Here is a 23,169-nt window from a genome sequence, read left to right on the forward strand (position 1 = left end):
TCCGCGACTCGCTGACGCAGCCCGCGATACTGAGCCGATGCCAGCGAATTGCGTCGAGGAGAGCTCGTGACCACCACCACAGAAGGCACCACCCGGCGCCCGCGCTCACGCCGCGGAAGGCGCCTCCTGTGGACGGCCGGGATCCTCCTGGCCCTCGTGGTGTCCGCCGTCCTCGCCTTCACCCTCAGCCCGTGGCCCGGCACGATGGCCGTGCGCTTCGTCTTCGACCGTGGCGCCGCGAAGACCACGACCGCCCTCGAGGCACACGCGCCGCAGGGCGTCGCGTCCATCACCGACCAGCGCTACCGGGATGGCGACGACGACGCGCTCCTCGACGTCTACTTCCCGGAGAGCACCGCTGCCGCCCTGCCCACGGTGATCTGGACCCACGGCGGCGCGTGGATCTCCGGCAACAAGTCGAACTACGCCCCGTACTACCAGCTGCTGGCGTCGGAGGGGTTCACGGTGATCTCCCTCGACTACTCGCTCGGACCCGAGCGCACCTACCCGACAGCGGTGCACCAACTCAACGACGCGCACGCCTACGTCCTCGCCAACGCCGAGCGCCTGCACGTCGACCCGAACCGCATCGTGCTCGCAGGCGACTCCGCCGGCTCGCAGCTCTCCAGCCAGCTGGCCACCCTGGTCACCAATCCGGACTACGCGCGTGAGCTCGACGTCACCCCGGCGCTGCGACCCGAGCAGTTGCGCGGCGTCGTGCTCAACTGCGGCATCTACGACGTCATGGGGATGGTCGGCGGGCCGGGGATCGTGGGCTGGGGTGCGGACGAATCGATCTGGGCGTACACCGGCAGCCGTGACTTCGGGAACTCGACGGCCGTCCGGCAGATGTCGACGATGCACCACGTCACGGCCCAGTTCCCGCCCACATACCTCAGCGGCGGCAATGGTGATCCACTGACCGACAAGCAGTCGAAGCCGCTCGCCGCCACGCTCAGCGGGCTCGGCGTCGACGTCACCACGCTGTTCTATCCCGACGACCACGAGCCGGCGCTGCCGCACGAGTACCAGTTCAACCTGGACAACGAGGACGGCAAGCGTGCACTCGTGGAGACCGTCGCGTTCCTGAAGGCACGCACCGCGCCGTAGCGGTCACCGCGCAGGGAGCAGGACCTCTCGGCGGGACCGGCGCACCCGCCGGACCGCGTCGGTGGTGAAGATCAACAGCGCCAGCCAGATCAGCACGAATCCGGCCCACCGCGAGCCCGGCATGTCCTCGTGCAGGACGGCGACCCCCAACAGCATCTGCAGCGACGGGGTCAGGTACTGGATGATCCCGAGCGCCACCAGCGGCACCCGCTGCGCGGCGGCACCGAACAGCAGCAACGGCGCCGCCGTCACCACACCCGCGGCCATCAACAGCAGCGTGTGGCCGAGGCCGTGGCCGACGAACGTGCCCGTGCCGGCGACCCAGAGGAAGACCAGGTAGCCGATCGCGAACGGCGCCGTCACCATGCCCTCCGCGGTGAGGCTGGTCACCGGGTCGAGCGGGACCACCTTCTTGATCACGCCGTAGGCGGCGAAGCTCAGCGCCAGGACGAGCGCGATCCACGGCGGCCTGCCGTAGTCGAGCGTGAGCACCAGGACCGCGACCGCCGCGAGAGCCAGCGCGGCCGCCTGCCACCGGTTGACCCGCTCCCGGAAGATCAGCATTCCCATCAGCACGCTGACCAGCGGGTTGACGAAGTATCCGAGCGCGGCCTCGACCACCCTTCCGGACAGGACCGCGTAGATGTAGATGCCCCAGTTCACGGAGATCATCAGCGCGGCGGCCGCCACCATCGCGACGGCCCTCGGGGTCAGCGCGCGCAGTCGCGAGAGCCGCTGCAACAGCGCCCCGATCAGCAGCATCACGAGCAGCGTCCAGAGCATCCGGTGCGCGAGGATCTCCACGGCGCCCGCCGGGGCGAGCAGGCCGAAGAAGATCGGGAACAACCCCCACATCAGGTGCGCGCCGACGGCGGACGCGACCCCGATCTCTGTATCCGTCCGGACCGGGTGGCTCACCGCTGCGGCACCTCGCCGTCGTCCGGGCCGGGTCGCACGACGTCGGTGTGCTCGGGCAGCAGCGGGGTGACCGCGAAGCGGCCGTGGACGGCGTCCGCGGGTAGCGCCTCGACGGCCCGCACGCCCGGCCGCGCCGCCAATGCGCGCAGCTGCGCGAGGTCGCCGCGCACGGTCATCCCGACCACGCAGGCGCACCCGGTCGCGAGACGGCCCGCCGACACCGCATCGATGCGGGCCTGCCGATCCCACTCCCCCGCCGATCCCTGCAGTCGGCCTGCCGCGACGCCGGGCGAGCGGCGCACCGCCTCCTCGTTCGACGGCACGTCCACCCCGATCAACTGGGTCTGCACGCGATCGAGCGGCACCCGGAACAGCATCCCCGAGATCCGGACACCGTCGGCGAGCACGTAGGCCTCGTCCGCGGTCACCTCGCCGCCGAGGGTGACCAGTGCCCAGCGCTTGTCGGTGTCGGAGCCTCGCACCGACTCGCCTGCGCGAACCAGATAGTCCGCCACCTCCTCGCCGCCGTCGGGACCGAGCCGGTCGGTGACGATCGACGTCGGCCGCGGCGGGTTCACCACCCCGAGCGTCACGACCAGAACGGCCAGGGCGAGCGCACAACCCGCCGCCGCGACCGCCCTGGCCCGGTCAGACACTCCTGAGGACCTCGAGCGCGTGCTGCAGGTCCTTCGGATAGTCGCTGGTGATCTCCATCCAGCGGCCGTCCGACGGATGCGCGAACCCGAGCTGGCGCGCGTGCAGCCACTGCCGTTCGAGGCCGAGCCGCTCCGCAAGCCGCGGATCCGCGCCGTAGGTCAGGTCTCCGCAGCAGGGGTGCCGCAGCGCCGCGAAATGCACCCGGATCTGGTGGGTACGACCGGTCTCCAGGTGGATGTCCAGCAGGCTCGCGGCCTGGAAGGCCTCCACCGTGTCGTAGTGCGTGATGCTGGGCTTGCCGTCCGCGGTGACCGCGAACTTCCAGTCGTTGCTGCGGTGCCGCCCGATCGGGGCGTCGATGGTGCCGCTACTCGGATCGGGGTGCCCCTGCACCAGCGCGTGGTAGCGCTTGTCGATGGTGCGCTGCTTGAACGCGCGCTTGAGCAGCGTGTACGCCCGCTCGCTCGTCGCGACCACCATCACGCCGGAGGTGCCGACGTCGAGCCGGTGCACGATGCCCTGCCGCTCGTGCGCGCCCGAGGTGGAGATGCGGAACCCGGCAGCCGCGAGGCCGCCGATCACCGTCGGTCCGGTCCACCCGACGCTCGCGTGTGCGGCGACGCCGACCGGCTTGTCCACCACCACGACATCGTCGTCGGAATACAGGATCTCCATGCCCTCGACCGGCTGCGCCTCCACGGTCAGCGGCCGCGCCGGCTCGGGCAACTCCACCTCCAGCCAGGCCCCCGCGGGCAGCCGGTCCGACTTACCGACGGCGGTGCCGTCGAGCTGCACCGCACCCTCGTCGGTGAGCGCGGCCACCGCGGTCCGCGACAGGCCGAGCAGCCGGGCCAGGCCCGCATCGACGCGCATGCCCTCCAGCCCGTCCGGGACGGGCATCGAGCGTGTCTCCCTCATTCGCCCGCCGCCTTCGCGCCGCGGGTTCCGTCGGGTTCGAATCCGAACAGGGTGAGCGCCACCAGCAGGATCGCGCCGCAGACGATCGCCGAGTCTGCGACGTTGAACACCGGCCACCAGCCGACCGACACGAAGTCGACGACGTGACCCTGCAGCGGCCCTGGAGCGCGGAAGAGTCGGTCGATCAGGTTGCCGAGCGCGCCGCCGAGCACCAGCCCGAGGCCGAGCGCCCACCACGGCGACCGCAGCGTCCTGCCGATCTTGATGACGCCGATGACCACACCGATCGCGACCAGGGTCAGCACCCAGGTCATGCCGGTGGCCATCGAGAACGCGGCGCCGGGGTTGCGGACCAGGGTCAGCGTCACCACGTCGCCGATCACGCTGATCGGGTTTCCGGGCTCGATGTGCCGCACCGCAAGAATCTTCGTGATCAGGTCCAGGCCCAGGATCAGTGCCGCGATCGCGATCAGCATCGGCATCCTCAGCGGCGCCTGCTCGGCAACCACCCCGGTCACACCCCCCGTCGCTTCGCTCGCCCCGATACCGGGGTTGTCCGCATTCTCCGCTTCACTCACCCCGCCATCATCCCTTACCGCGGCATGCCGGGCCCCACCACACCCAACCGTGGCTAACCTGGTCGGGTGTCTGTGTTCTCTCCTCGGTCAGCCCTCCCGGCAACGGCGACGGCCAGGACCGCTCTGGTCGCCGCGACCCTCGCCCTCACCTCCCTCGTCTCGGCGTGCGGGTCCGGCGGTGACACCACCCCCGCCGACGTCCCCACCGCGTCCGCGAAAGAGGTCACCGTCCCGGTCTCGGCCGTGACGGCCACCGTCCTGGAGCCGGGCGCGGAGCCGCGTCAGCGCGTGACCGTGCACCCGCCGAATGGCGGCGAGCAGCGGGCCACACTGACCACCAGCTCGCTGGTCTATCAGCAGATCGACGATCAGCCACAGCAGGACTTCTCGACCCCGGAGCTGCGCACCCCGATCACCGCGACCGTTCGCGGCGAACAGTCCGATCCGGCCGTCCAGGTGGATGCGACGCTTGGTTCCATCGGCACCCCTGATCCGCGCCTCGAGGACGCACTGCAGGAGTCGGAGGGGTCGGGCGCCGGATTCACCGTCACCCCCACCGGTGCCATCACCTCGCTCCGGATCGAGCCCGCACCCGAGTCGAAGGACATTGCCCGCTCCGCCATCGAGCAGGCCCTCTACCAGTCCGTCTATCGCACGGTGTCGTTCCCGGACGCGGAGATCGGGGTCGGAGCGGTGTGGACCCTCCGGCAGCAGGTGATGAGCGGGATCGCGCTCGACCAGGTGACGACCGCGACCCTGCGTGAACGGGACGGGGACCGGCTGACCGTCGATGTCTCGGTGACCCAGACGCCCGAGTCTTCGGTGTGGGATCTGCCGGACAAGTCGAGCCGGCTCAACATCGACACCTACGTCATGATGGGAACCGGCACGATGGTCGTCGACCTGAATCAGCCGCTGCCCGTCGGCGGCGACGTCACCGTCGGGGGCCATCAGAGCTACAGCGACCCGAACGGCACCACGACGCTTCGGCAGACCATCACCAACCGGGTGCAGTGGGCGGGTTGATGCGCACCACGCGCGTCGCCGCCTGCGCGTTGGCTGCGCTACCCCTGTTCGCGGCGTGCGCCGGACCCGGCGGCGAGGAGGCGGCGACCTCGATGCCGCCGCTGCCCGCCCCGGTCGCGGCACAGCAGCCGTCGGCCTCGGGGCCGATCACCGACCCGGACCGGCTCCGGGCCGCGCTGCTCACCGCGGCCGACCTCCCGACCGGCTTTGCGCCCCTTGCGGATCCGGTGGCGGACCTGGGACTGCCTCCCGCACCGGAGTACGACGCCGCCGACCGATCGAGCACCGATCCGCGGGCCTGCGCGTCCGTGCTGCGCGAACTGGCCGACCAGGCATCGGGTTCGGCGGCGCGCGCGGTGGCCCGGTTCGGCGGCTCCGACTTCACCAGCATCGACATCGACGCCGCGAGCTACCCGGACGGCGGCGTCGCGCAGGCGCTGGCTCGGGTCCAGGAGACGTTCTCCGGCTGCACCGAGTATCGGGGCACGGACGCCGACGGTTTCGCGGTGCAGTACCGCCTCGGCGGCCTCGATCAGCCCGCGGTGGGCGACGCCTCGACCTCGGTCCGCCTGCTGACATCGAGCGACGGGGTGACGATGACCTCGGACGTGGTGATCATCCAGATCGGTTCCACCCTGGTCCAGCTCGTCGCCTCCGGCCAGGAGCCGATCGGCCCCGACCTGCTCACGCGGTTGGCCCGTACCGCCGCCGACCGGGTCCGCGGGGCAACGACCTCCTGAGACGCCGAATGCCGGCACCCCTTGCGGGGCACCGGCATTCGGTCGGGTTCTAGCTGAGCGTCAGACGCAGGCAGGCGAGGTGAGGTTCGCCAGCTTGACGATGTTGCAGGCGTACTCCTTCGACAGCTTCCACGTGCCGTTCTCGACCACGAAGCCGGCGGTGCCGGCGCTGACCTGGCCGCCGATGTCCATGTTGACGGTGGCGGTGAGGGTGCCGTCGCCGTTGTCGAGGATCGGGTCCACGACGGTGACGGTGGCGTTGGACTGCTTGGCGGCCGCGGCCACCGCGTCGAACAGACCCGGGTCAGCCTCGCCGTCCTGAACCAGGACAACCTTCTCGGCGACCGGCGTGGCCGGATCGAGGCCCTTGACCAGCAGCGCGTTCAGCTCGACAGCGGTGGGCGCGGCCGGGTACTCGATGCTTTCAGACGCGGTGGTGGTAGCCGAGGCCTTCGTGGTCGTCTTGGCCTCGGTGGTGTCGTCACCACAGGCGGCGAGCGAGAGGGCGGCCGCCACGGCGACACCGGCGATGAGGGTCTTACGGAGCATCAATGCTTTTCCTTTTCTCGGGTGAACATGTTCTCGGTGCTCGTTGTAGCTCAGAGTCCGTCTGGGACAGTAGTCAACACGACAAAAATAAGGCGATCCTTAATGAAGACTCGCCTCGGGGTCGGCGGGGGCCAGACCGTCGTCGTCCTCGACAAAGGTACGCGCGAGTCCCGGTCCGGTCGAGCGGGTCTCGAAACGAACCGTGACCACGCCATGGCCGCTGCCCTGCACCCATCCGTGGCCGAACTCGTGATGCGCGACGTCCTGGCCGGGGTGCCAGCGCGCCGGCTCGGCGGCCGCAGGGGTCGGCGCCACCGCAGGCCGCTCCACTTCTGTGATGAGCATCACGTCGCCCTGATCCAGGTCGGGGAACAGCGAACCCTGCCGAACTGACGTGAGTCCACCGAGCGATACGCCCACCAGCCGCACCGGCCCGAGTTCGATCGGATCGATCACCTGGCGCTGCGCGGTGGCCACCAGGGTCTGCAGGTCCGTCGTCGCGTACGGCAGGGTGGCCGACCGGGTGACGATGCTCATGTCGGACTTCTTCAGCTTCAACACCACCGTCCTCGCGGCCCGGCCGTCGCCGAGCAGCCGGGCGTGCGCGGCGGCCCCCGTGCGTTCCACCGCCGAGCGCAGCTCCCCCAGGGTGACCAGGTCCGCCGCGAACGTGGTCTCGGCGCTCACCTGCTTCGCGTCGGCGCGCTCGGCCACCGGACGGTCGTCGATCCCCTTCGCCAGGCGATGCAGGCTCGGCCCGACGGTGGCGCCGAGCACCGCGACGATCTCCGTCTCGGAGGTGGCGGCCAGCCCGCCGATCGTCTCGATCCCGAGCCTGCGCAGCTTCTCGTCCGCGACCGGGCCGATCCCCCAGAGCTTGCGGACCGGCAACGCCTCGAACAGCTCGCGCTGCTCGCCAGGGGTGACCACCCGGACCCCGTCGGGTTTCGCCAGGCCGGACGCGATCTTCGCGATCTGCTTCCCCGCCCCGGCGCCGATCGAGGCCACCAGCCCCGTCCGCTCCCTGATCAGCGCGCGCAGCTCCTCCGCGAACACCCGCACCGCCTCCGCGTCGGCCCCGGCCAGCTCCGGCGGCTCGCCGAACGCCTCGTCCATGGAGAGCATCTCGAGCACCGGCATCCGGGTGCGCAGGGTGTCGAAAACCGACTTGCTCAGCGACGAGTACAGCCCGCCCCTCGGCGGCAGCACCACGGCGCCCCCGCCGACGAGACGCCGGGCCTGGTGCATCGGCATCGCCGACCGCGCGCCGAAGGCGCGGGCCTCGTAGCTGGCACCGGCCACCACCCCGCGACCTCCCATCCCCCCGACGAGCACCGGCCGCCCGCGCAGGGTCGGCCGGGTGAGCTGCTCGACGGAGGCGAAGAACGCGTCCATGTCGAGGTGCAGCACCCAGCGCCGCGAGGTGGACGGGCGGGTCATCTGGCCTTGGGTTTCTTCTTCTTCGGCTTGGGCAGCACGTCGGCGGTGCGCTGGATGAACTCGTGCAGCCAGCGGGTGTCGTCAAGCCGTTCCCCTGGTACCGCGTGATAGTCCTTGGCCTCCGGGTAAGGCCTGCCAAGCGGGAGGTCGGCCGCATACTCGGCCGAAACGTCGGTCAGCTTGACCAGGAGTGTGTTGTCGCAGAGGAACCCGACGACCTTGTCGTCGCAGTACAGGGCGTACTCGCCGAACATCGCGCGGGCGCGCACGTCCAGGGGCTCGAGCTGCCCGAGGACGTGCGCGACCGTCTCCTTGTTGGTGCTCATGGGTGGGAAGTTACGCCGGTACCCCGACACGGGAGTACCGAACTCCTCACGCCTTGGCGATCACGACCCGGGTGCCCTCGCCGAGGTCGACGGCATCCGGACCGTTGGCCTCGCCGAGCACGAGGCTGGTCGCGAGGATCTCCCCAGCGATCAGCTCGCGGTGCCTGGCCGCCCAGTCGAGCCGGTCCGCGGGCACCTGCAGGGTGACCACGATCCGGTCCGAGACCTCCAGCCCGGCCGCGCGGCGCGCATCCTGAAGCTCCCGGATGCGGTCCTTGGCCCAGCCCTCGGCCTCCAGCTCCTCGGTGACCACCGAGTCGAGCACCACCAGTCCCGCGTTCTCCGGGAGCGCGGCGGTGGACTCGGGCTCGGCGGCGACCAGCCGTTGGGTGTACTCGGACGGGAGCAGGGCGATGCCCGCGGCCGTCACCACCCCGTCCACCTCGGACCAGTCCCCGGCCTTGACCGCCTTGATGACCGTCTGCACGTCCTTTCCGAGGCGCGGGCCCGCGGCACGGGCGTTGACGACGAGCTCGAACTTGCCGTGCGCGTCGACGTCGTCGGTCAGGTCGACCTTCTTCACGTTGACCTCGTCGGCGATGATGCCGATGAACGGGCGCAGCCGCTCCGCGTCCTCGGCCGCCACCGTCACCTCGGGCAGCGGCAACCGCACCCGCAGGTTCTGCGCCTTGCGCAGGCCGAGCACGGTCGAGCAGACCGAGCGGACCTCGTCCATCGCGCTGACCAGCTCGGGATCGGACGGCAGCTCGGTCGCCTCCGGCCAGTCCGTCAGGTGCACCGAGCGGCCGCCGGTCAGGCCGCGCCAGATGACCTCGCTCACCAACGGCAGCAGCGGAGCCGCGAGACGGGTCACGACCTCGAGCACGGTGTGCAGGGTGTCGATGGCGTCGCGGTCCTCGTCCCAGAACCGGGTCCTGGAGCGGCGCACATACCAGTTGGTGAGCGCGTCGCAGAAGGTACGCAGTTCGTCGCAGGCACCCGCGATGTCGTTGACCTCGAGCGCATCGGTGATCGCGTCCCTGGTGTCCGACAGCTTCGCGAGGATGTACCGGTCGAGCACATTCGGCGAATCCGTCCGCCACTGGCCGGGCTTGCCTGCGTACAGCTGCAGGAAGCTCCACGCGTTCCACAGCGGCATCAGAGCCTGGCGCACGCCCTCGCGGATGCCCTGCTCGGTGACCACCAGGTTGCCGCCGCGCAGGATCGGCGACGACATCAAGAACCATCGCATGGCGTCGGAACCGTCCCGGTCGAACACCTCGTTCACATCCGGGTAGTTGCCCTTGGACTTGCTCATCTTCAGGCCGTCGTCCCCGAGCACGATGCCGTGCGCGGCAACCGTTTTGAATGCCGGACGGTCGAAGAGCGCGGTTGCCAGCACGTGCAGCGTGTAGAACCAGCCGCGGGTCTGGCCGTTGTACTCGACGATGAAGTCGCCGGGGTTGTGGCCAGCGGCTTGCTCGTCAGAGCCGCCCTTGACACCGTCAAACCATTCGCGATTCTCGAACGGGTAGTGCACCTGGGCGAACGGCATCGAGCCGGATTCGAACCAACAGTCCAGCACCTCGGGCACCCGACGCATCATCGACTTGCCGGTCGGGTCGTCCGGGTTCGGGCGAACCAGGTCGTCGATCATCGGTCGGTGCAGGTCGGTCGGGCGCACCCCGAAGTCCGCCTCCAGCTGGTCGAGCGAGCCGTAGACATCCATCCGCGGGTACGCCGGATCATCCGACATCCAGACCGGGATCGGGCTGCCCCAGTAGCGGTTCCGGCTGATGTTCCAGTCGCGGGCACCCTCGAGCCACTTCCCGAACTGGCCGTCACGGATGTGCTCGGGCACCCAGGTGATCTCCTGGTTCAGCTCGACCATCCGGTCCCGGAACTTGGTCACCGCGACGAACCAGGACGGCACCGCCATGTAGATCAGCGGCTGCCCGGAGCGCCAGCTGTGCGGGTACGAGTGCTCGATCGTCTCGTGCCGGAACAGCTTTCCGGCGGCCTTGAGGTCCTTGGAGATGACCGGGTTGGCGTCAAAGACGAGCATGCCCTCATACGGGGGCACCATCGAGGTGAACTTGCCGCCCGCGTCGAGCGGCTGCACGATCTCGATCCCGTTCGCCGCCGCGACGTCCATGTCCTCCTCACCGAAAGCCGGTGCGAGGTGGACGATTCCGGTGCCGGAATCGGTGGTGACATAGTCGGCGGCGAGCACCCGGTGGGCGTTCGCGTGGCCCTTGTCGGGCCCGTGGAAGAAATCGAACGGCGGATCGTAGGTCAGCCCGACCAGCTCGGTGCCCTTGTGCTCCGAGAGCACCTCCGGCGACTCGCCGAACTCGCGGGCGTAGTGACCGACCCTCGCCGCGGCGAGCACATAGCGCTTGCCGTCCGCGCCCCGCACCTGCACGTAGTCCAGCTCCGGGTGCACCGCGATCGCCAGGTTCGACGGCAGCGTCCACGGCGTGGTGGTCCAGATCAGCGCGTTCGCGCCGTCCAGGGGCGAGCCCTCGGCTGTCAGCGGCATGTCCACCGTGACCGCCGGATCCTGACGCATCTTGTACGCGTCGTCGAGCTTGGTCTCCTGGTTGGACAGCGGGGTCTGCTCGTACCAGCTGTACGGCAGCACCCGGAAGCCCTGGTAGATCAGCCCCTTGTCGTGGAGTTCCTTGAACGCCCACATGACCGACTCCATGAAGTCGGGGTCGAGCGTCTTGTAGTCGTTGTCGAAGTCGACCCAGCGTGCCTGCCGGGTGACGTACTCACGCCACTCGTCGGTGTACCGCAGCACGGAGGACTTGCAGGCGGCATTGAACTCCGCGAGGCCCATCTGCTCGATCTCGGACTTGTCCTTGATGCCGAGCTGCTTCTCGGCCTCGAGTTCGGCGGGCAGGCCATGACAGTCCCAGCCGAACCGGCGTTCGACCTTCTTGCCGCGCATCGTCTGGAATCGCGGGATGAGGTCCTTGACGTACCCGGTGAGCAGGTGGCCGTAGTGCGGCAGACCGTTGGCGAACGGCGGGCCGTCGTAGAAGACGAACTCGGGCGCGTCCGCCCGGTTGGCGATGGAGGCGCGGAACGTGTCGTCCGATGCCCACTCGGCCAGCACCCGCTGTTCGAGCTCGGGGAAACGCGCGTTCGCGTTGGCCTTGCCGCCGCCGAGGTCAACTCGCGGATAGCCGGCGCCCGTCTGATCGGTTCCGTTGCCGGTCGAGTTGTTCGTCAACCCAGTACTCCTCGTGCCGTGTCTGGCACGGGGACGACGGCAGCGCCTCTGCGCTGCGACCGCGGTACCACCCCGCTTGCCCGGACGCGACGGCGTCGAGTCCCGGACCTCTCATCGTTGGGCTGTGACGGGCCCACCCGTTCGGTTCTACTGGGCTACTCGTTCTGCCGAACGCGTGCTGTTCTTCCGAAGGCTCCCCGGTGATGGCCGGATCATCGCCATGTACTCAGTGCCGATTCTAGTCGGGGCGGTCAAATCGCCCGTCCGATTGCTTGCCGTCGGGTTCGACCGTGTCCGGGGCGGCGGTGTTGCGCAGTGAACTCACCAGCAACAACACCGCCCCGGCCACGCAGACCACGATGCATCCCCAGGCCCAGATGACCGACCCGGTCATCAGGGCGATCACCAGCAGCGCGAACCCCACCGCTGCCATAACGAGCGTCAGGACCAGCACGGGCGTGATCGGGTTAGTTGTTGCCCTTGGCGAACGTCTGGCTCAGGCCGGGCTTGGAGGCCTCGCTGCCGAACGCCTCCTGGCCACCGTCCACCGGGACCGCGGAGCCGCGCTGCTCGAGCTCCTCGAGCTGCGACTCCAGGTAGGACTTGAGCCGCACCCGGTACTCGCGCTCGAACGTCTTGAGCTGCTCGATCCGGCCCTCCAGCACGCTGCGCTGCTGGTTGATCGTGGCCATGATCTCGGTGTGCTTGCGCTCGGCGTCGGCCTGCAGTGCGTCGGCCTTCTCCTTGGCCTGACGGAGCTGCGTCTCGGAACGCGTCTGGGCGTCGGAGAGCAGCGCCTCGGACTTCTGCCTGGCGTCGGAGATCATCGCCTCGGAGCGGGTCCGGGCGTCGCTGACGAGCTGCTCGGAGTTGGTCCGCGCCGTGGTGACCAGCTGCTCGGACTCCGACTTGGCATCGCCGGTGAGGCGGTCCGCCATCTCCTGGGCGAGGCCCAGGATCTTGGCGGCCTGCAGGTTCGCCTCTTCGGTGTTGCCCGGGCGGGCGACGGGAGCGGCGGCAACGGGGGCCGCGACCGGGGCGACCGGCTTGGGCGGCTCGACGACCCGAACGGGCTCCGGCGCGGCGCCTGCCGGCCGAGGAGCCTTCTTCGCATCCGCGAGCTCCTGGTCGAGCTCACCCACGCGCTGGCGGAGATCCGCGTTCTCCTCGATCAGTCGCGAGAGCTCCTGCTCGACGAGGTCGAGAAACGCATCTACCTCGTCTTCGTTGTAGCCCCGCTTACCGATTGGCGGCTTGCTGAACGCGACGTTGTGCACATCAGCTGGTGTCAGCGGCATGGAAGGATCCCTTCACGCGTCTGTTGGCGGTCGAGCAAGCATTCAGTTATAGCGCATACAGTGGAAAACCAAGCAATCCGACTGTAACTGGCGTCCATTCTGTCACACCAGACCCGTAGGTCGCGCCACGACTCAACCATCGTCATCATGCGGCCAGTCCTTGAACGACCGACATCAAGATGAAGACGATGAACAGCAAGACCATGATTGATAGGTCCAACCGAACCCCACCGAGCGATATCGATGGAATAAGCCGCCGAAGCAGCTTGATCGGTGGATCCGTGACCGTAAAAATCGCTTCGAGAATGACCACCACAATGCCGGTGGGTCGCCAATCGCGAGCGAATGTCCGGATGAACTCGACGATGATCCGTCCGATGAGCAACAACCAAAAGACGAAGAGCAGGAAGTAGATCACCGCGAACAAGGGCACTCCATCACTTTGCATGACACGGCCGGACCAATCAAAACGAGATCGGTCCGTACCGGCCTCCGGACATCCGGCCGGGTCAGCCTACTTCTGACCGGCCGGGACCGCCTATTTCTGGTTGTAGAAGCCGGTTTCGGCGATCCGGCGCCGCTCCTCGGCCGAAACGTCGATGTCGGCAGGTGAGAGGAGAAACACTTTTGTGGCCACCTTGTCGAACGAGCCACGCAGTGCGAACGCCAGGCCGGCCGCGAAGTCCACGAGCCGCTTGGCGTCGGCGTTGCTCATCTCCACCAGATCCATGATGACCGGGGTGCCGTCGCGGAAGCGCTCGCCGATGATGCGGGCCTCGCCGTAGTCGCGGGGGCGGAGCGTGGTGATCTTGGACAGCGGTCCGCCCTCGTCGAAGATGGGCGCGCGTCGGCTCTCGACGCGCGGCTGGGAGTCGACCGCGAGCGCGCCGCGGGTCGCGGGCTGGCGGGCGCCGACGGGGGCACCGGGACGACTGGTGCGGGCGGGCAGCGGCTCCATCCGTCGCGGCGGGGCCGGACGGTCCAGGTCGTCGAGATCGTCGCGGGGCGCGTAACCGGCGTCCTCGTACTCACGATCCAGTTCACCCTCATAGCGTCCACCGCGGGGTGCGCGACGCGGCTCCTCGAGGTAATCGTCTTCGTAATCGTCGAGGGGGACCATGCCGAAGTAAGCCTTGAACTTGTGCAGAGTGCTCATCGTCGACCTTCCTTGGCGCGGCGGACAATCGGGCGGTGCGCCGATCAATTCGAGGTTATCGGCCGGGAACCCAACAGTGCGGTTCCGACACGCACGCAGGTGGAACCGTACCGCACCGCGACCTCGAGATCGTCGGTCATCCCCGCCGACAACGTCTTTGCCGCCGGGTGGCTGCGCAACAGGTCCATGTGGGCGGAGTGCAGGGCCGCAAACGCCCGCTCCGGATCGGACCCCAGCGGCGGAACTGCCATCAGGCCCGAAAGCTCAAGCCCGGCAGCCGCTTCGGCGTGGTCTGCCAGTTCCGCGAGCTCGTCGAGCGGAACACCCCCACGAAGCGGGTCGCCATCCAGGCTGACCTGCAGGAGCACCCGCAGCGGCTGCTCCCTGCCACCCTCCGCCATCGCGGCCGTCGCGGCCTTCGCGAGGGCATCGATCAGCCTGGGGCTGTCCACGGAGTGAATTGCGTAGGCCCACTGGGCGATAGAGCGGGCCTTGTTCCGCTGCACGCTTCCGATCATGTGCCAGCGGACGGCACTGGGATCGGCGGCGGTCAGTGCAGCCAACTCAGCGACCTTCGCGGAGGCTTCCTGCTCGCGCGACTCACCGAACTCACGGCAGCCGAGGCCGTACAGGATCGCGACATCCGAGGCAGGAAAGAACTTGGTCACCGGCAGCAACTGGACGTCGGCCGGGTCGCGGCCTGCGGCGAGGCAGGCCCGGTTCAGCCGCTCGCCGACCGCGCCGAGTGCGGCCGCGATCTCGGTTGCCCGCGGCGACGAGATGTCATTCACCGCTCGTCGACTCCATCCAGATGACGCCAGCCAGCCGTCCGGTCGGCGCTCCCCTGCGGTGACTGAACAGGGTGCGGTCCTCGATCGTGCAGCGCGGATCCTCCGCCACCCCTGACACGCCCGCCTGGAGCAGTTGGCGGCGCAGGCCCGCCCGCAGGTCGATCCCCGGTGTACCCCTGACCGTCGTGGTCGCGCTGCCAGGCAGATGCCTCTCGACGTCCGCGCGCATCGCCGCGGGCACCTCGTACTGACGGCCGCTCGCCGCGGGTCCGAGGAAGGCGCCGATCCGTTCGACCGCGGCGCCCTTCGCCACCATCGCATCGAGCACCCTTGGCACGATCCCGATCCGGGCGCCGACCCGACCGGCGTGCACCGCGGCGATGACCCCGGCCTGATCGTCCGAGAGCAGCAACGGGACGCAGTCCGCGGACAGCGTCACCAATGCGAGGTCAGGAACGTCGGTCACCAGCGCGTCGGTCGCTTCGACGACGCCTGCGACCGGTCCGTCGACAACGGTGACGTTCCGACTGTGGATCTGCTCCATCCAGACCAGCCGCTCGAACGGCAACCCGATCCCGGCCGCGAGTCGACGACGATTCGTCGCAACCGCGGCCGGGTCATCGCCGACGTGGTCGCCGAGATTGAAGGAGTCATACGGAGGCGCCGAGACGCCCCCGGTTCGAGAGGTGACTACCCGACGAACCCGGAATCCACCCGTCACCGACGCATGAAGTCAGGCACGTCCACGTCATCCACGTCGTCGGTGACCGGCACGACTCGACTCTGGGCTGGCACCGGAGCAGGCGGCACGCTGGATCCGGCGTTCTCCCGACGCTCGCGACCGTCGCGGGCGTCGCGACCATCGCGGCCGTTCGGGGCAGGCGTGGGATCCGGGGCCTGATGCTGCGGCGGCCGACCGATCTCACCGGCGCGGCCGGCTCCGATCGAGCCATTGCTCGCCGCGGCGGCGGCGGCCGGCTCGACCGGGCGACGCGTCGGCGTCCCACCGTCGAAGCCAGCCGCGATGACCGTCACCCGGACCTCGTCGCCGAGCGAATCGTCGATGACCGTTCCGAAGATGATGTTCGCGTCGATGTGAGCGGCTTCCTGCACCAGCGAGGCCGCCTCGTTGATCTCGAACAGACCCAGGTCCGATCCACCCGCGATGGACAGCAGCACTCCGCGCGCACCCTCCATCGAGGCCTCGAGGAGCGGCGAGTTGATCGCCGACTCGGCAGCCTTGATCGCCCGGCCCTCGCCCCGCGAGGATCCGATGCCCATGAGCGCGCTGCCGGCTCCGGACATGACGCCCTTGACGTCCGCGAAGTCGACGTTGATCAGTCCGGGGGTGGTGATCAGGTCGGTGATGCCCTGGACTCCGTTGAGCAGGACCTCATCGGCGCTGCGGAACGCGTCCATCAGGCTGACGGCGGCGTCGCCGAGCTGGAGCAGTCGGTCGTTGGGGATCACGATCAGGGTGTCGCAGGACTCGCGCAGGGCCTGGATCCCGTTGTCGGCCTGGCCGCCGCGCCGCTTGCCCTCGAAGGAGAACGGCCGGGTGACCACGCCGACGGTGAGCGCACCCAGCTTGCGGGCGATGCTCGCCACGACGGGGGCGCCACCGGTACCGGTGCCGCCGCCCTCGCCTGCGGTCACGAACACCATGTCCGCGCCCTTGAGGACCTCTTCGATCTCGTCCTTGTGATCCTCGGCGGCCTTGCGGCCCACCTCGGGGTCGGCGCCTGCGCCGAGACCGCGGGTCAGTTCTCGACCGACGTCCAACTTGACGTCGGCGTCGCTCATCAGCAGCGCCTGCGCGTCGGTGTTGACGGCGATGAACTCGACTCCCTTGAGTCCCTGCTCGATCATGCGGTTGACCGCATTTACGCCGCCGCCGCCGATGCCGACGACCTTGATAACGGCGAGGTAGTTGTGCGGGGGCGTCATGGGCTCTCGCCTTCCGTGTGTGTGAATGAAGAAACCCTCAACCTCAACCATAGGGTTAGAGTTATGTCAAGTGGCTGACTGAAACGAAACGCTATGCACGACAGGGCCGATCCGCCAGCAGGCGCGCCGACGGGCGACACGATTTGTCATCCCACTCATTTGACGGTGACCAGATCGGGACTGGAGATGTCGTAGACCTTCCCCGGTTGGCCGAGAAGTGGCAGCGCGATGGCGGACTTGCGCTCGGTGTTCTCCACGCTCCCCCACACCAGTTGCCTGCCGTCGAGCAGGGTGACCCGGATATCCGAGATGGAGCCGGCGGCGATCTCCCCGACCTGGGCCCGCAGCGGTGGCGGCATCGAGGTGAGCACCGTCAACGCGTCGACGGTCACCGGATCCTCCCGCCCCGGCCGCTCGACCTTCAATCGCGGCACCCCCGGCGGTGGCGGTTCGATCGCATAGGCGACCGCACCCGCATCCATCAGGTGGGTACCCTCCGGCGCGTCGTAGAAGACGGCAGGCGCCCGCTCGACGACCGTGACCCGCACCGTGGACGGATACCGCCGCTCGACCCGCGCATGATCGACCTTGGGAATCGCGGCCACCCGCCTGGCGGCCGCGTCCACGTCGATCTGCAACAGCGGCTTGCCGGCCGGAATTGCGAGGGTCGCCAAGACCTCGTCGCCGGGGACCCCGACGTTGCCGACCACGGACACCTTCCGCACCGAGAGCAGTGGGGTGAACCAGGCGGCCGCGCCGAGACCGAGCAGCGCGACGACCGACATGGCGATGATCAACAGCCGCTTGCGATTACGCGGACGGGTGCCCCGACGGGGTTTCCTGGCGGCTCGCTTGGCCCCCTTGCGGTCGGGGCGCGCGGAGCGCTCCGCGCTTTCCGTCGTCACCGCGGTCGGCCCGCGGAGGGCGTGGCCCCGAGTGCGCCGAGGATCTCCTTGCCGAGCATGGTCACGTCGCCCGCACCCATGGTGATGACGATGTCACCGGACCGCGCCAGCGCGGCGATCTGGCGTGGGGCCTGCGAGAGATCGGGCTGGTAGTGCACCGGCTTGGAGACCGCCTGCGCGACCAGCGCGCCGCTGACCCCTGGCAGGGGCTCCTCCCGCGCGCCGTACACATCGAGCACCACGACCTCGTCCGCCAGATCGAGCGCGGCGCCGAACTCCTCGGCAAACGCGAGCGTCCGCGAGTACAGGTGCGGCTGGAACACCACGATCACCCGGCCGTTCGCCGATTCTGTTCCGGGCCGGACCAATTCGCGCGCCGCCCCGAGCACCACGCGGACCTCGGTCGGGTGATGGGCGTAGTCGTCGAACACCCGCACACCGTTCTCGCGGCCGGTCAGCTGAAAGCGCCGGTGCACGCCGCCGAACCCGGCGATGCCCTCGATGATCTCCTCGACCGTCGCGCCCACCTCGCGGGCCGCGAGGATCGCACCCATCGCATTGAGCGCCATGTGCCTGCCTGGCACCGCCAGTCGCAGTGTGCGCACGCCCTTTTCGCCGGATAGTTCGAACTCCGCGACGCCGCCGGTGTCGCGGGCCTGCCAGCTCACCAGTCGCGCACCGAGCTCGATCCCCTGCGCCGCGACGTCGCCGCTGCCGTAGCCGAGCACCCGGATGCCGGGCAGCTCGCGCGCGGCCACCCGCTGCGCCAGCGACGCCGAACCCGGGTCGTCCAGGCACACCACGAGCAGTCCGCCGGGGGCGATCCGCTCGGCGAAATCGTCGAAGACCTGGACGTAGGCCTCGGTGGTGCCGAAATAGTCGAGGTGATCCGCCTCGACATTCGTCACGATCACCACGTCGGGGTCGTACTGCAACAGCGAGCCGTCGCTCTCGTCGGCCTCGGCCACGAAGACGTCCCCCGACCCGTGATGGGCGTTGGTACCCGCCTCGTTGAGCTCGCCGCCGACCGCGAAAGACGGGTCCACGCCGCAGTGCTGCAACGCCACCACGAGCATCGAGGTGGTCGAGGTCTTGCCGTGCGTGCCCGCGACCAGCAGCGTGCGCTGGCCGTGCATCAGTGAGGCGAGGACAGCCGGGCGCAGCAGTACCGGGATGCCGCGCTCGTGCGCCTCGACCAGCTCCGGGTTGTCCTTCGGGATCGCCGCGTGCGTGGTCACCACGACGGTCGGTCCGCCGGGCAGTAGGTCAAGCGCGCCCGCGTCGTGCCCGATCCTGACCTGCGCACCGCGGGCCCGCAGCGCGAGCACCCCGCGGCTCTCCTTGGCATCCGAGCCGGACACCTGGCCGCCCCTGGCCAGCAGGATCCGGGCGATGCCGGACATGCCCGCGCCACCGATGCCGACCATGTGGACGCGTTGCAATTCGGGGGGCAACTGCGCCCCGCGCACCTCGGTCATCGACCACCCTCCGACTTCTGCCCGTCCGGGCCGAGCCCTCTCGCCACGTCGAGCACGATCCGGGCAACCGCATCCGCGGCGTCCCGGTGCCCGGCTCCTGCGGCGGACCTGCCCATCGCGCCCAGCCGGGCGGCGTCGCCCAGCAACGGGACCACCGTATCCGCCACGAACCGCGGCGTGAGGTCCGCGTCGGCGACGATCATGCCACCGCCTTCCTGCACGAGCGGCTTGGCGTTGAGCTCCTGCTCGCCGTTGCCGTGCGGCAGCGGCACGTAGACCGCGGGCAGCCCGACCGCGGAGACCTCCGCGACGGTCATCGCGCCGGAGCGGCAGATCGCGGCGTCGGCAGCCGCGTACGCCAGGTCCATCCGGGACAGGTACGGCACCGCGACGTACGGCGCGGCCGGGCTCAGCTGCGCCACGTCGATGGTGTTCTTCGGGCCATGTGCGTGCAGCACGGAGATCCCGGCCTCGGCCAGCGCTGCTGCGGCTCCGGAGACGGCCTCGTTCAGGGAGCGCGCGCCCTGGGATCCACCGAACACCAGCAGCACCGGACCGTCCGCGGGCAGACCGAAATGGGCTCGGGCCTCGGCGCGCAGCGCGGCGCGGTCCAGCCCGGTGATCGAGGCGCGCACGGGGATCCCCACGACCTCCGCGTCCGAGGCCCCGCGCGCGGCGACCCCGGAACCCGGGACAGCGGCCAGCACCCTGGCCGCGACCCTGGCACCGATCTTGTTCGCGATACCCGCGCTGGCGTTGGCCTCGTGGACCACGACGGGGACCCGTCGACGGCGGCGGGTGAGCCCCCGGCCTGCCGCCAGGTACGCGGGCAGCGCCACGTAACCACCGAAACCGACGATCACGTCGGCATTCGTCTCCTCGAGCACCTCACGGGTGCGTCGCACCGAGCGCACGACCCGACCGGGCAGCCGGAGCAGGTCCTTGGACGGCTTGCGCGGCAACGGCACCGGCGGGATCAGCTCCAGGCGGTAGCCGCGCTCGGGGACCAGGGTCGTCTCGAGTCCACGCTCGGTGCCGAGCGCGGTCACCGTCACGGTCGGGTCGAGTCGGCGCAACGCATCGGCCACCGCCATCGCGGGCTCGATGTGCCCGGCGGTGCCACCGCCCGCGACGACGACGGACGGGCCGGTGGAGGCGGGCGAAGCGACGGGGTAAGTCTCTGATGTGCCGCTCACCTACGAAATCCTCGCTCTCCTGTGCGGCCACTCGATCGTCGTGTCCGCTCGTCTGATGCTAGTGCCCGCCCGCGCCGCGGATCCGCGCGCCGCGGGTCCTCGCCCCTGCCCGACACCGCCCGCCTGCGCGGCGGCGCGGCGGCGGCGCGCTGCTGGGCCGCTCGCTTCTGGGCCGCCTTCGCCTGTGCGGCCCTGCGGGCGGCCTCTGCCTTGGCGGGAGAGTACTGCTCCGGCATCGGCAGCCGGAGCAGCCTGCCGAAACGACCCACCTGCCCGGCGTGCAGCGCGGCGACGGCCTCCGGTTCGTGCCTGGCGGCATTGGCGATGACGCCGAACATGAACAGGGTGATCGCGATCGAGCTGCCGCCCGCCGAGACGAGCGGCAGCTGCAGCCCGGTCACTGGGAGCATCCCGATCACGTAGCCGATGTTGATCAGCGCCTGGGCCAGGATCCAGGTGGTCGCGGTCGCGGTGAGCAGGCGCAGGAACGGGTCGACCGAGCGCATCGCGATCCGCAGGCCTGCGTAGACGAACAGCGCGAACAGCCCGATCACCAGCATGCAGCCGAGAAAGCCCAGTTCCTCACCGATGATCGCGAAGATGAAGTCGTTGTGTGAGTTCGGCAGGTAGCTCCACTTGGCCCGGCTCTGCCCCAGCCCGCGCCCGAAGAATCCGCCGTCGGCGAGCGAGAACTTGGCCTGCCTGCCCTGGTACCCGATGCCCTGCGGGTCGGCGCCGGGATTCAGATAGGCCTTGACGCGGTCGGATCGGTAGCCTGCGGTCAACGCCAGCACCACCGCCGCCGCGATACCTGCCCCGACGATGCCGAGGAACAGCCGCAGCGGGAGGCCGGCGAACCAGAGCAGCGCCGCCAGGATGATGCCGAACGCGATGGTGGTCGACAGGTTCGGCTGCAGCACGATCAGCAGGCAGACCAGGAGTGCGGCGGGCACCAGCGGCACCACCATCTCCTTGACGGTGGCGTTCTCCCGGCGACGGGAGGCCAGCAGGTGAGCCCCCCACACCACCAGGGTCACCTTCGCCAGTTCGGAGGGCTGAAACGAGAGCTGGCCAAGGGTGAACCAGCGCCTTGCGCCGCCCGACAAGGTACCGACGCCGGGGATGAGCACCAGAGCCAACAGCACCACCGACACCGTGAACGCGGGCAGCGCCATGGTGCGCATCACCCGCACCGGCAGCAGCAGCGCCACGTAGAACAGCACGGCCCCGACCGCGACGAAGATCACCTGCGTGGTGAAGGTGCTGTAGGCGGAGCCGGTGTCGGCATAGGCCTCAACGCTCGAGGACGACAGGACCATCACGAGCCCGAGCACCGTCAGCAGTCCGGTGATCGTGACGATCAGATGGAAGGACGCGAGCGGACGCGCCAGCCAGGCACCGAACCGGGTACGGGGTCCCGCGGCCTTGGTCATCGCGACTGACCCGGCACGTCCGCCACGGCCTGCGCGAAACTGCGGCCGCGGTGGCCGTAGTCGGTGAACATGTCCAGCGAGGCGGCCGCGGGCGCCAGCAGCACCGTGTCCCCCGGCCGGGCCATCGACGCGGCCGCTCGGACCGCGCGCGCCATCACGGCGTCGGGCGATTCCGGGCTCTGCGCGGCACTCACCCCTGCATCGTCTCCCGCATCCACCCGCACGACCGGCACCTGGGGTGCGTGTCGCGCGAGCGCCTGTGCGATCTGTATCGCATCGCGGCCCAGCAGGACCGCGCCGACGAGCCGATCCGCCACCTCGGCCACGAGTTCGTCGACGCTGGCGCCCTTGAGCAGCCCGCCCGCGACCCACACCACCCGCGGATGCGCGAGCAACGAGGAACGCGCCGCGTGCGGATTCGTCGCCTTCGAGTCGTCGATGTAGGTGACGCCGTCCACCTCGGCGACGAGCGCCGCCCGGTGCGGTCCGACCTGGTAGCTGCGCAGACCCTCCCGGACTGCGGCGGCGGCGACGCCGATCGACCTGGCCAGCGCGGCCGCGGCCAGCGCATCCATCTGGCCGGCAGGCCCTGGCGGGGTGATCTCGTCGACGAGCGCGAGCGTCTCGTCGTCCGCGAAGGCGCGGTCGACGAGCCGGTCACCGTCAACGCCGAGTTCGCCTGGCGCGGGCATCCCGAGCCGGAACCCGGTGGTCCGCCCCGCCGGCGACACCCCGGCGAGTCCGGCCGTGACCGGGTCGTCGAGCCCGAGCACCGCGACGTCCCCGGTCAGCACCTGCGCCTTGGCGTCGATGTAGCCCTGCATGCCGCCGTGCCAGTCCAGGTGGTCCTCGGCGATGTTGAGGATGACCCCAGCCGTCGGGCGTACCGACGGCGCCCAGTGCAGCTGGAACGAGGAGAGCTCGACCGCCAGCACGTCGTTGCGGGGGCTGTCGGCGCGGAGCGCGTCGATGATCGGCAGGCCGATGTTTCCACAGGCAACCGTCGCGATCCCGGCGGCCCGCAGGATGGATTCGAGCATCGAGGTCGTGGTGGTCTTGCCGTTCGTGCCGGTCACCACGAGCCAGCGCCGGGTGGGGCCGTAGACCTGCGCTCGGTCGATCCGCCAGGTGAACTCCACGTCCCCCCAGATCGGTACCCCTGCACCCGCGGCCGCAGACAGCACCGGCGCGTCGGGGCGCCAACCGGGGCTGGTGACGACGAGCGCGAAGTCGCCGATCCCGGCCGCCGCCTCCGCGGGCGCCGCGACCGTGACCCCGGTCGCTGCTGCCAGGCCGTCGAGCGACTTCTGGTTGCCGTCGGTGACGGTGACGTCTGCACCCAACTCACGCAGCGGAGTGATCAGGGCGCGGCCGGAGATCCCTGATCCGGCAACGAGGACCCGGCTGCCGCGCAGGCGGGCGAATTCGGGTGGAAGTGCTGTGGCGTCTGGCAGTGACAAGC

General features: G+C 69.7%; 23 protein-coding genes. 3 read left to right on the forward strand and 20 right to left on the reverse strand.

Annotation, left to right across the window (positions count from 1 at the left end; genetic code table 11):
* Positions 1-66: 66 nt before the first annotated feature.
* Positions 67-1,110, forward strand: a complete 1,044-nt coding sequence (locus ACFXMV_RS10575) for an alpha/beta hydrolase (protein WP_378502972.1) — start codon at positions 67-69, stop codon at positions 1,108-1,110.
* Between the two features lie 3 nt (positions 1,111-1,113).
* Here the strand turns inward: ACFXMV_RS10575 and rarD are convergent, their stop codons facing one another.
* Genes rarD through lspA form a run of 4 tightly spaced genes read right to left on the reverse strand, consistent with a single transcriptional unit; the run spans position 1,114 to position 4,085 of the window.
* Complete coding sequence (gene rarD / locus ACFXMV_RS10580) at positions 1,114-2,028, reverse strand: EamA family transporter RarD (protein ID WP_378500471.1); 915 nt, start codon at positions 2,026-2,028, stop codon at positions 1,114-1,116.
* Positions 2,025-2,684, reverse strand: a complete 660-nt coding sequence (locus ACFXMV_RS10585) for a hypothetical protein (RefSeq protein WP_378500470.1) — start codon at positions 2,682-2,684, stop codon at positions 2,025-2,027. The genes rarD and ACFXMV_RS10585 overlap by 4 nt, the downstream gene beginning before the upstream one ends.
* A complete protein-coding gene (locus ACFXMV_RS10590) occupies positions 2,677-3,603 on the reverse strand; it encodes an RluA family pseudouridine synthase (protein ID WP_378500469.1) in 927 nt (308 codons plus the stop codon). Before ACFXMV_RS10590 ends, ACFXMV_RS10585 begins: the two co-directional genes overlap by 8 nt.
* On the reverse strand, positions 3,600-4,085 hold the full coding sequence (gene lspA, locus ACFXMV_RS10595) for a signal peptidase II (protein WP_378500474.1): 486 nt from the start codon (positions 4,083-4,085) through the stop codon (positions 3,600-3,602). The genes ACFXMV_RS10590 and lspA overlap by 4 nt, the downstream gene beginning before the upstream one ends.
* Positions 4,086-4,304: 219 nt before the next feature.
* Between lspA and ACFXMV_RS10600 the strand changes: the two genes are divergently transcribed.
* Together ACFXMV_RS10600 and ACFXMV_RS10605 are read left to right on the forward strand one after the other, a co-directional pair.
* Positions 4,305-5,207 (forward strand): hypothetical protein, encoded by a 903-nt coding sequence (locus ACFXMV_RS10600; RefSeq protein ID WP_378500473.1) that lies wholly within the window; start codon positions 4,305-4,307, stop codon positions 5,205-5,207.
* Positions 5,207-5,947 carry a sensor domain-containing protein gene (locus tag ACFXMV_RS10605; protein ID WP_378500468.1) on the forward strand — a complete coding sequence of 247 codons (741 nt, stop codon included), beginning with the start codon at positions 5,207-5,209 and terminating at the stop codon, positions 5,945-5,947. Before ACFXMV_RS10600 ends, ACFXMV_RS10605 begins: the two co-directional genes overlap by 1 nt.
* 60 nt (positions 5,948-6,007) lie before the next feature.
* Here ACFXMV_RS10605 and ACFXMV_RS10610 read toward each other — a convergent pair whose 3' ends face one another.
* The 16 genes from ACFXMV_RS10610 to murD all read right to left on the reverse strand — a co-directional run bounded on the left by ACFXMV_RS10610 (position 6,008) and on the right by murD (position 23,167).
* Positions 6,008-6,499: a hypothetical protein gene (locus ACFXMV_RS10610; protein ID WP_378500467.1), complete on the reverse strand. Its 492-nt coding sequence runs from the start codon at positions 6,497-6,499 to the stop codon at positions 6,008-6,010.
* Between the two features lie 96 nt (positions 6,500-6,595).
* A complete protein-coding gene (locus ACFXMV_RS10615; protein ID WP_378500466.1) occupies positions 6,596-7,936 on the reverse strand; it encodes a DNA polymerase IV in 1,341 nt (446 codons plus the stop codon).
* Positions 7,933-8,262 (reverse strand): TfoX/Sxy family protein, encoded by a 330-nt coding sequence (locus tag ACFXMV_RS10620; RefSeq protein ID WP_378502973.1) that lies wholly within the window; start codon positions 8,260-8,262, stop codon positions 7,933-7,935. Before ACFXMV_RS10620 ends, ACFXMV_RS10615 begins: the two co-directional genes overlap by 4 nt.
* A 46-nt stretch (positions 8,263-8,308) precedes the next feature.
* A complete protein-coding gene (gene ileS, locus ACFXMV_RS10625) occupies positions 8,309-11,503 on the reverse strand; it encodes an isoleucine--tRNA ligase (RefSeq protein WP_378502974.1) in 3,195 nt (1,064 codons plus the stop codon).
* A 238-nt stretch (positions 11,504-11,741) separates the two neighbouring features.
* Positions 11,742-11,957, reverse strand: a complete 216-nt coding sequence (locus ACFXMV_RS10630; protein WP_378502366.1) for a hypothetical protein — start codon at positions 11,955-11,957, stop codon at positions 11,742-11,744.
* A 13-nt stretch (positions 11,958-11,970) separates the two neighbouring features.
* Positions 11,971-12,801, reverse strand: coding sequence for a DivIVA domain-containing protein (locus ACFXMV_RS10635; protein WP_378502975.1), 831 nt, complete (start codon positions 12,799-12,801; stop codon positions 11,971-11,973).
* 145 nt (positions 12,802-12,946) lie between these two features.
* Positions 12,947-13,234, reverse strand: coding sequence for a YggT family protein (locus ACFXMV_RS10640; protein WP_378498906.1), 288 nt, complete (start codon positions 13,232-13,234; stop codon positions 12,947-12,949).
* A 105-nt stretch (positions 13,235-13,339) separates the two neighbouring features.
* Positions 13,340-13,957 (reverse strand): cell division protein SepF, encoded by a 618-nt coding sequence (locus tag ACFXMV_RS10645; protein WP_378498907.1) that lies wholly within the window; start codon positions 13,955-13,957, stop codon positions 13,340-13,342.
* A 44-nt stretch (positions 13,958-14,001) separates the two neighbouring features.
* A complete protein-coding gene (locus ACFXMV_RS10650) occupies positions 14,002-14,748 on the reverse strand; it encodes a YggS family pyridoxal phosphate-dependent enzyme (protein WP_378502976.1) in 747 nt (248 codons plus the stop codon).
* Positions 14,741-15,469 carry a peptidoglycan editing factor PgeF gene (gene pgeF, locus ACFXMV_RS10655; protein ID WP_378502977.1) on the reverse strand — a complete coding sequence of 243 codons (729 nt, stop codon included), beginning with the start codon at positions 15,467-15,469 and terminating at the stop codon, positions 14,741-14,743. Before pgeF ends, ACFXMV_RS10650 begins: the two co-directional genes overlap by 8 nt.
* Positions 15,466-16,695, reverse strand: a complete 1,230-nt coding sequence (ftsZ, locus tag ACFXMV_RS10660; RefSeq protein ID WP_378498910.1) for a cell division protein FtsZ — start codon at positions 16,693-16,695, stop codon at positions 15,466-15,468. Before ftsZ ends, pgeF begins: the two co-directional genes overlap by 4 nt.
* Before the next feature lie 155 nt (positions 16,696-16,850).
* Positions 16,851-17,600, reverse strand: a complete 750-nt coding sequence (locus ACFXMV_RS10665) for a cell division protein FtsQ/DivIB (RefSeq protein WP_378502978.1) — start codon at positions 17,598-17,600, stop codon at positions 16,851-16,853.
* On the reverse strand, positions 17,597-19,078 hold the full coding sequence (murC, locus tag ACFXMV_RS10670) for a UDP-N-acetylmuramate--L-alanine ligase (protein ID WP_378498912.1): 1,482 nt from the start codon (positions 19,076-19,078) through the stop codon (positions 17,597-17,599). The genes ACFXMV_RS10665 and murC overlap by 4 nt, the downstream gene beginning before the upstream one ends.
* Entirely contained in the window at positions 19,075-20,274 is a 1,200-nt protein-coding gene (murG, locus tag ACFXMV_RS10675) for an undecaprenyldiphospho-muramoylpentapeptide beta-N-acetylglucosaminyltransferase (protein WP_378502979.1), read from the reverse strand. Before murG ends, murC begins: the two co-directional genes overlap by 4 nt.
* Entirely contained in the window at positions 20,271-21,707 is a 1,437-nt protein-coding gene (ftsW, locus tag ACFXMV_RS10680) for a putative lipid II flippase FtsW (protein ID WP_378498914.1), read from the reverse strand. The genes murG and ftsW overlap by 4 nt, the downstream gene beginning before the upstream one ends.
* Positions 21,704-23,167 (reverse strand): UDP-N-acetylmuramoyl-L-alanine--D-glutamate ligase, encoded by a 1,464-nt coding sequence (gene murD / locus ACFXMV_RS10685; protein ID WP_378502980.1) that lies wholly within the window; start codon positions 23,165-23,167, stop codon positions 21,704-21,706. Before murD ends, ftsW begins: the two co-directional genes overlap by 4 nt.
* Between the last annotated feature and the right edge of the window lie 2 nt (positions 23,168-23,169).

The sequence above is a fragment of the Rhodococcus sp. NPDC059179 genome, from assembly GCF_042754885.1.
In the GTDB taxonomy this organism is placed as follows: Bacteria; Actinomycetota; Actinomycetes; order Mycobacteriales; family Mycobacteriaceae; genus Rhodococcus_G.

Excerpts from the sequence above, each read along its gene's own strand:
- ACFXMV_RS10590 (WP_378500469.1), bottom strand. The coding sequence starts at position 3,603 with ATGAGGGAGACACGCTCGATGCCCGTCCCGGACGGGCTGGAGGGCATG.
- lspA (WP_378500474.1), bottom strand. The coding sequence starts at position 4,085 with ATGCCGATGCTGATCGCGATCGCGGCACTGATCCTGGGCCTGGACCTG.
- ACFXMV_RS10605 (WP_378500468.1), top strand. The coding sequence starts at position 5,207 with ATGCGCACCACGCGCGTCGCCGCCTGCGCGTTGGCTGCGCTACCCCTG.
- ACFXMV_RS10615 (WP_378500466.1), bottom strand. The coding sequence starts at position 7,936 with ATGACCCGCCCGTCCACCTCGCGGCGCTGGGTGCTGCACCTCGACATG.
- ACFXMV_RS10620 (WP_378502973.1), bottom strand. The coding sequence starts at position 8,262 with ATGAGCACCAACAAGGAGACGGTCGCGCACGTCCTCGGGCAGCTCGAG.
- ACFXMV_RS10635 (WP_378502975.1), bottom strand. The coding sequence starts at position 12,801 with ATGCCGCTGACACCAGCTGATGTGCACAACGTCGCGTTCAGCAAGCCG.
- ACFXMV_RS10645 (WP_378498907.1), bottom strand. The coding sequence starts at position 13,957 with ATGAGCACTCTGCACAAGTTCAAGGCTTACTTCGGCATGGTCCCCCTC.
- ftsZ (WP_378498910.1), bottom strand. The coding sequence starts at position 16,695 with ATGACGCCCCCGCACAACTACCTCGCCGTTATCAAGGTCGTCGGCATC.
- murC (WP_378498912.1), bottom strand. The coding sequence starts at position 19,078 with ATGACCGAGGTGCGCGGGGCGCAGTTGCCCCCCGAATTGCAACGCGTC.
- ftsW (WP_378498914.1), bottom strand. The coding sequence starts at position 21,707 with ATGACCAAGGCCGCGGGACCCCGTACCCGGTTCGGTGCCTGGCTGGCG.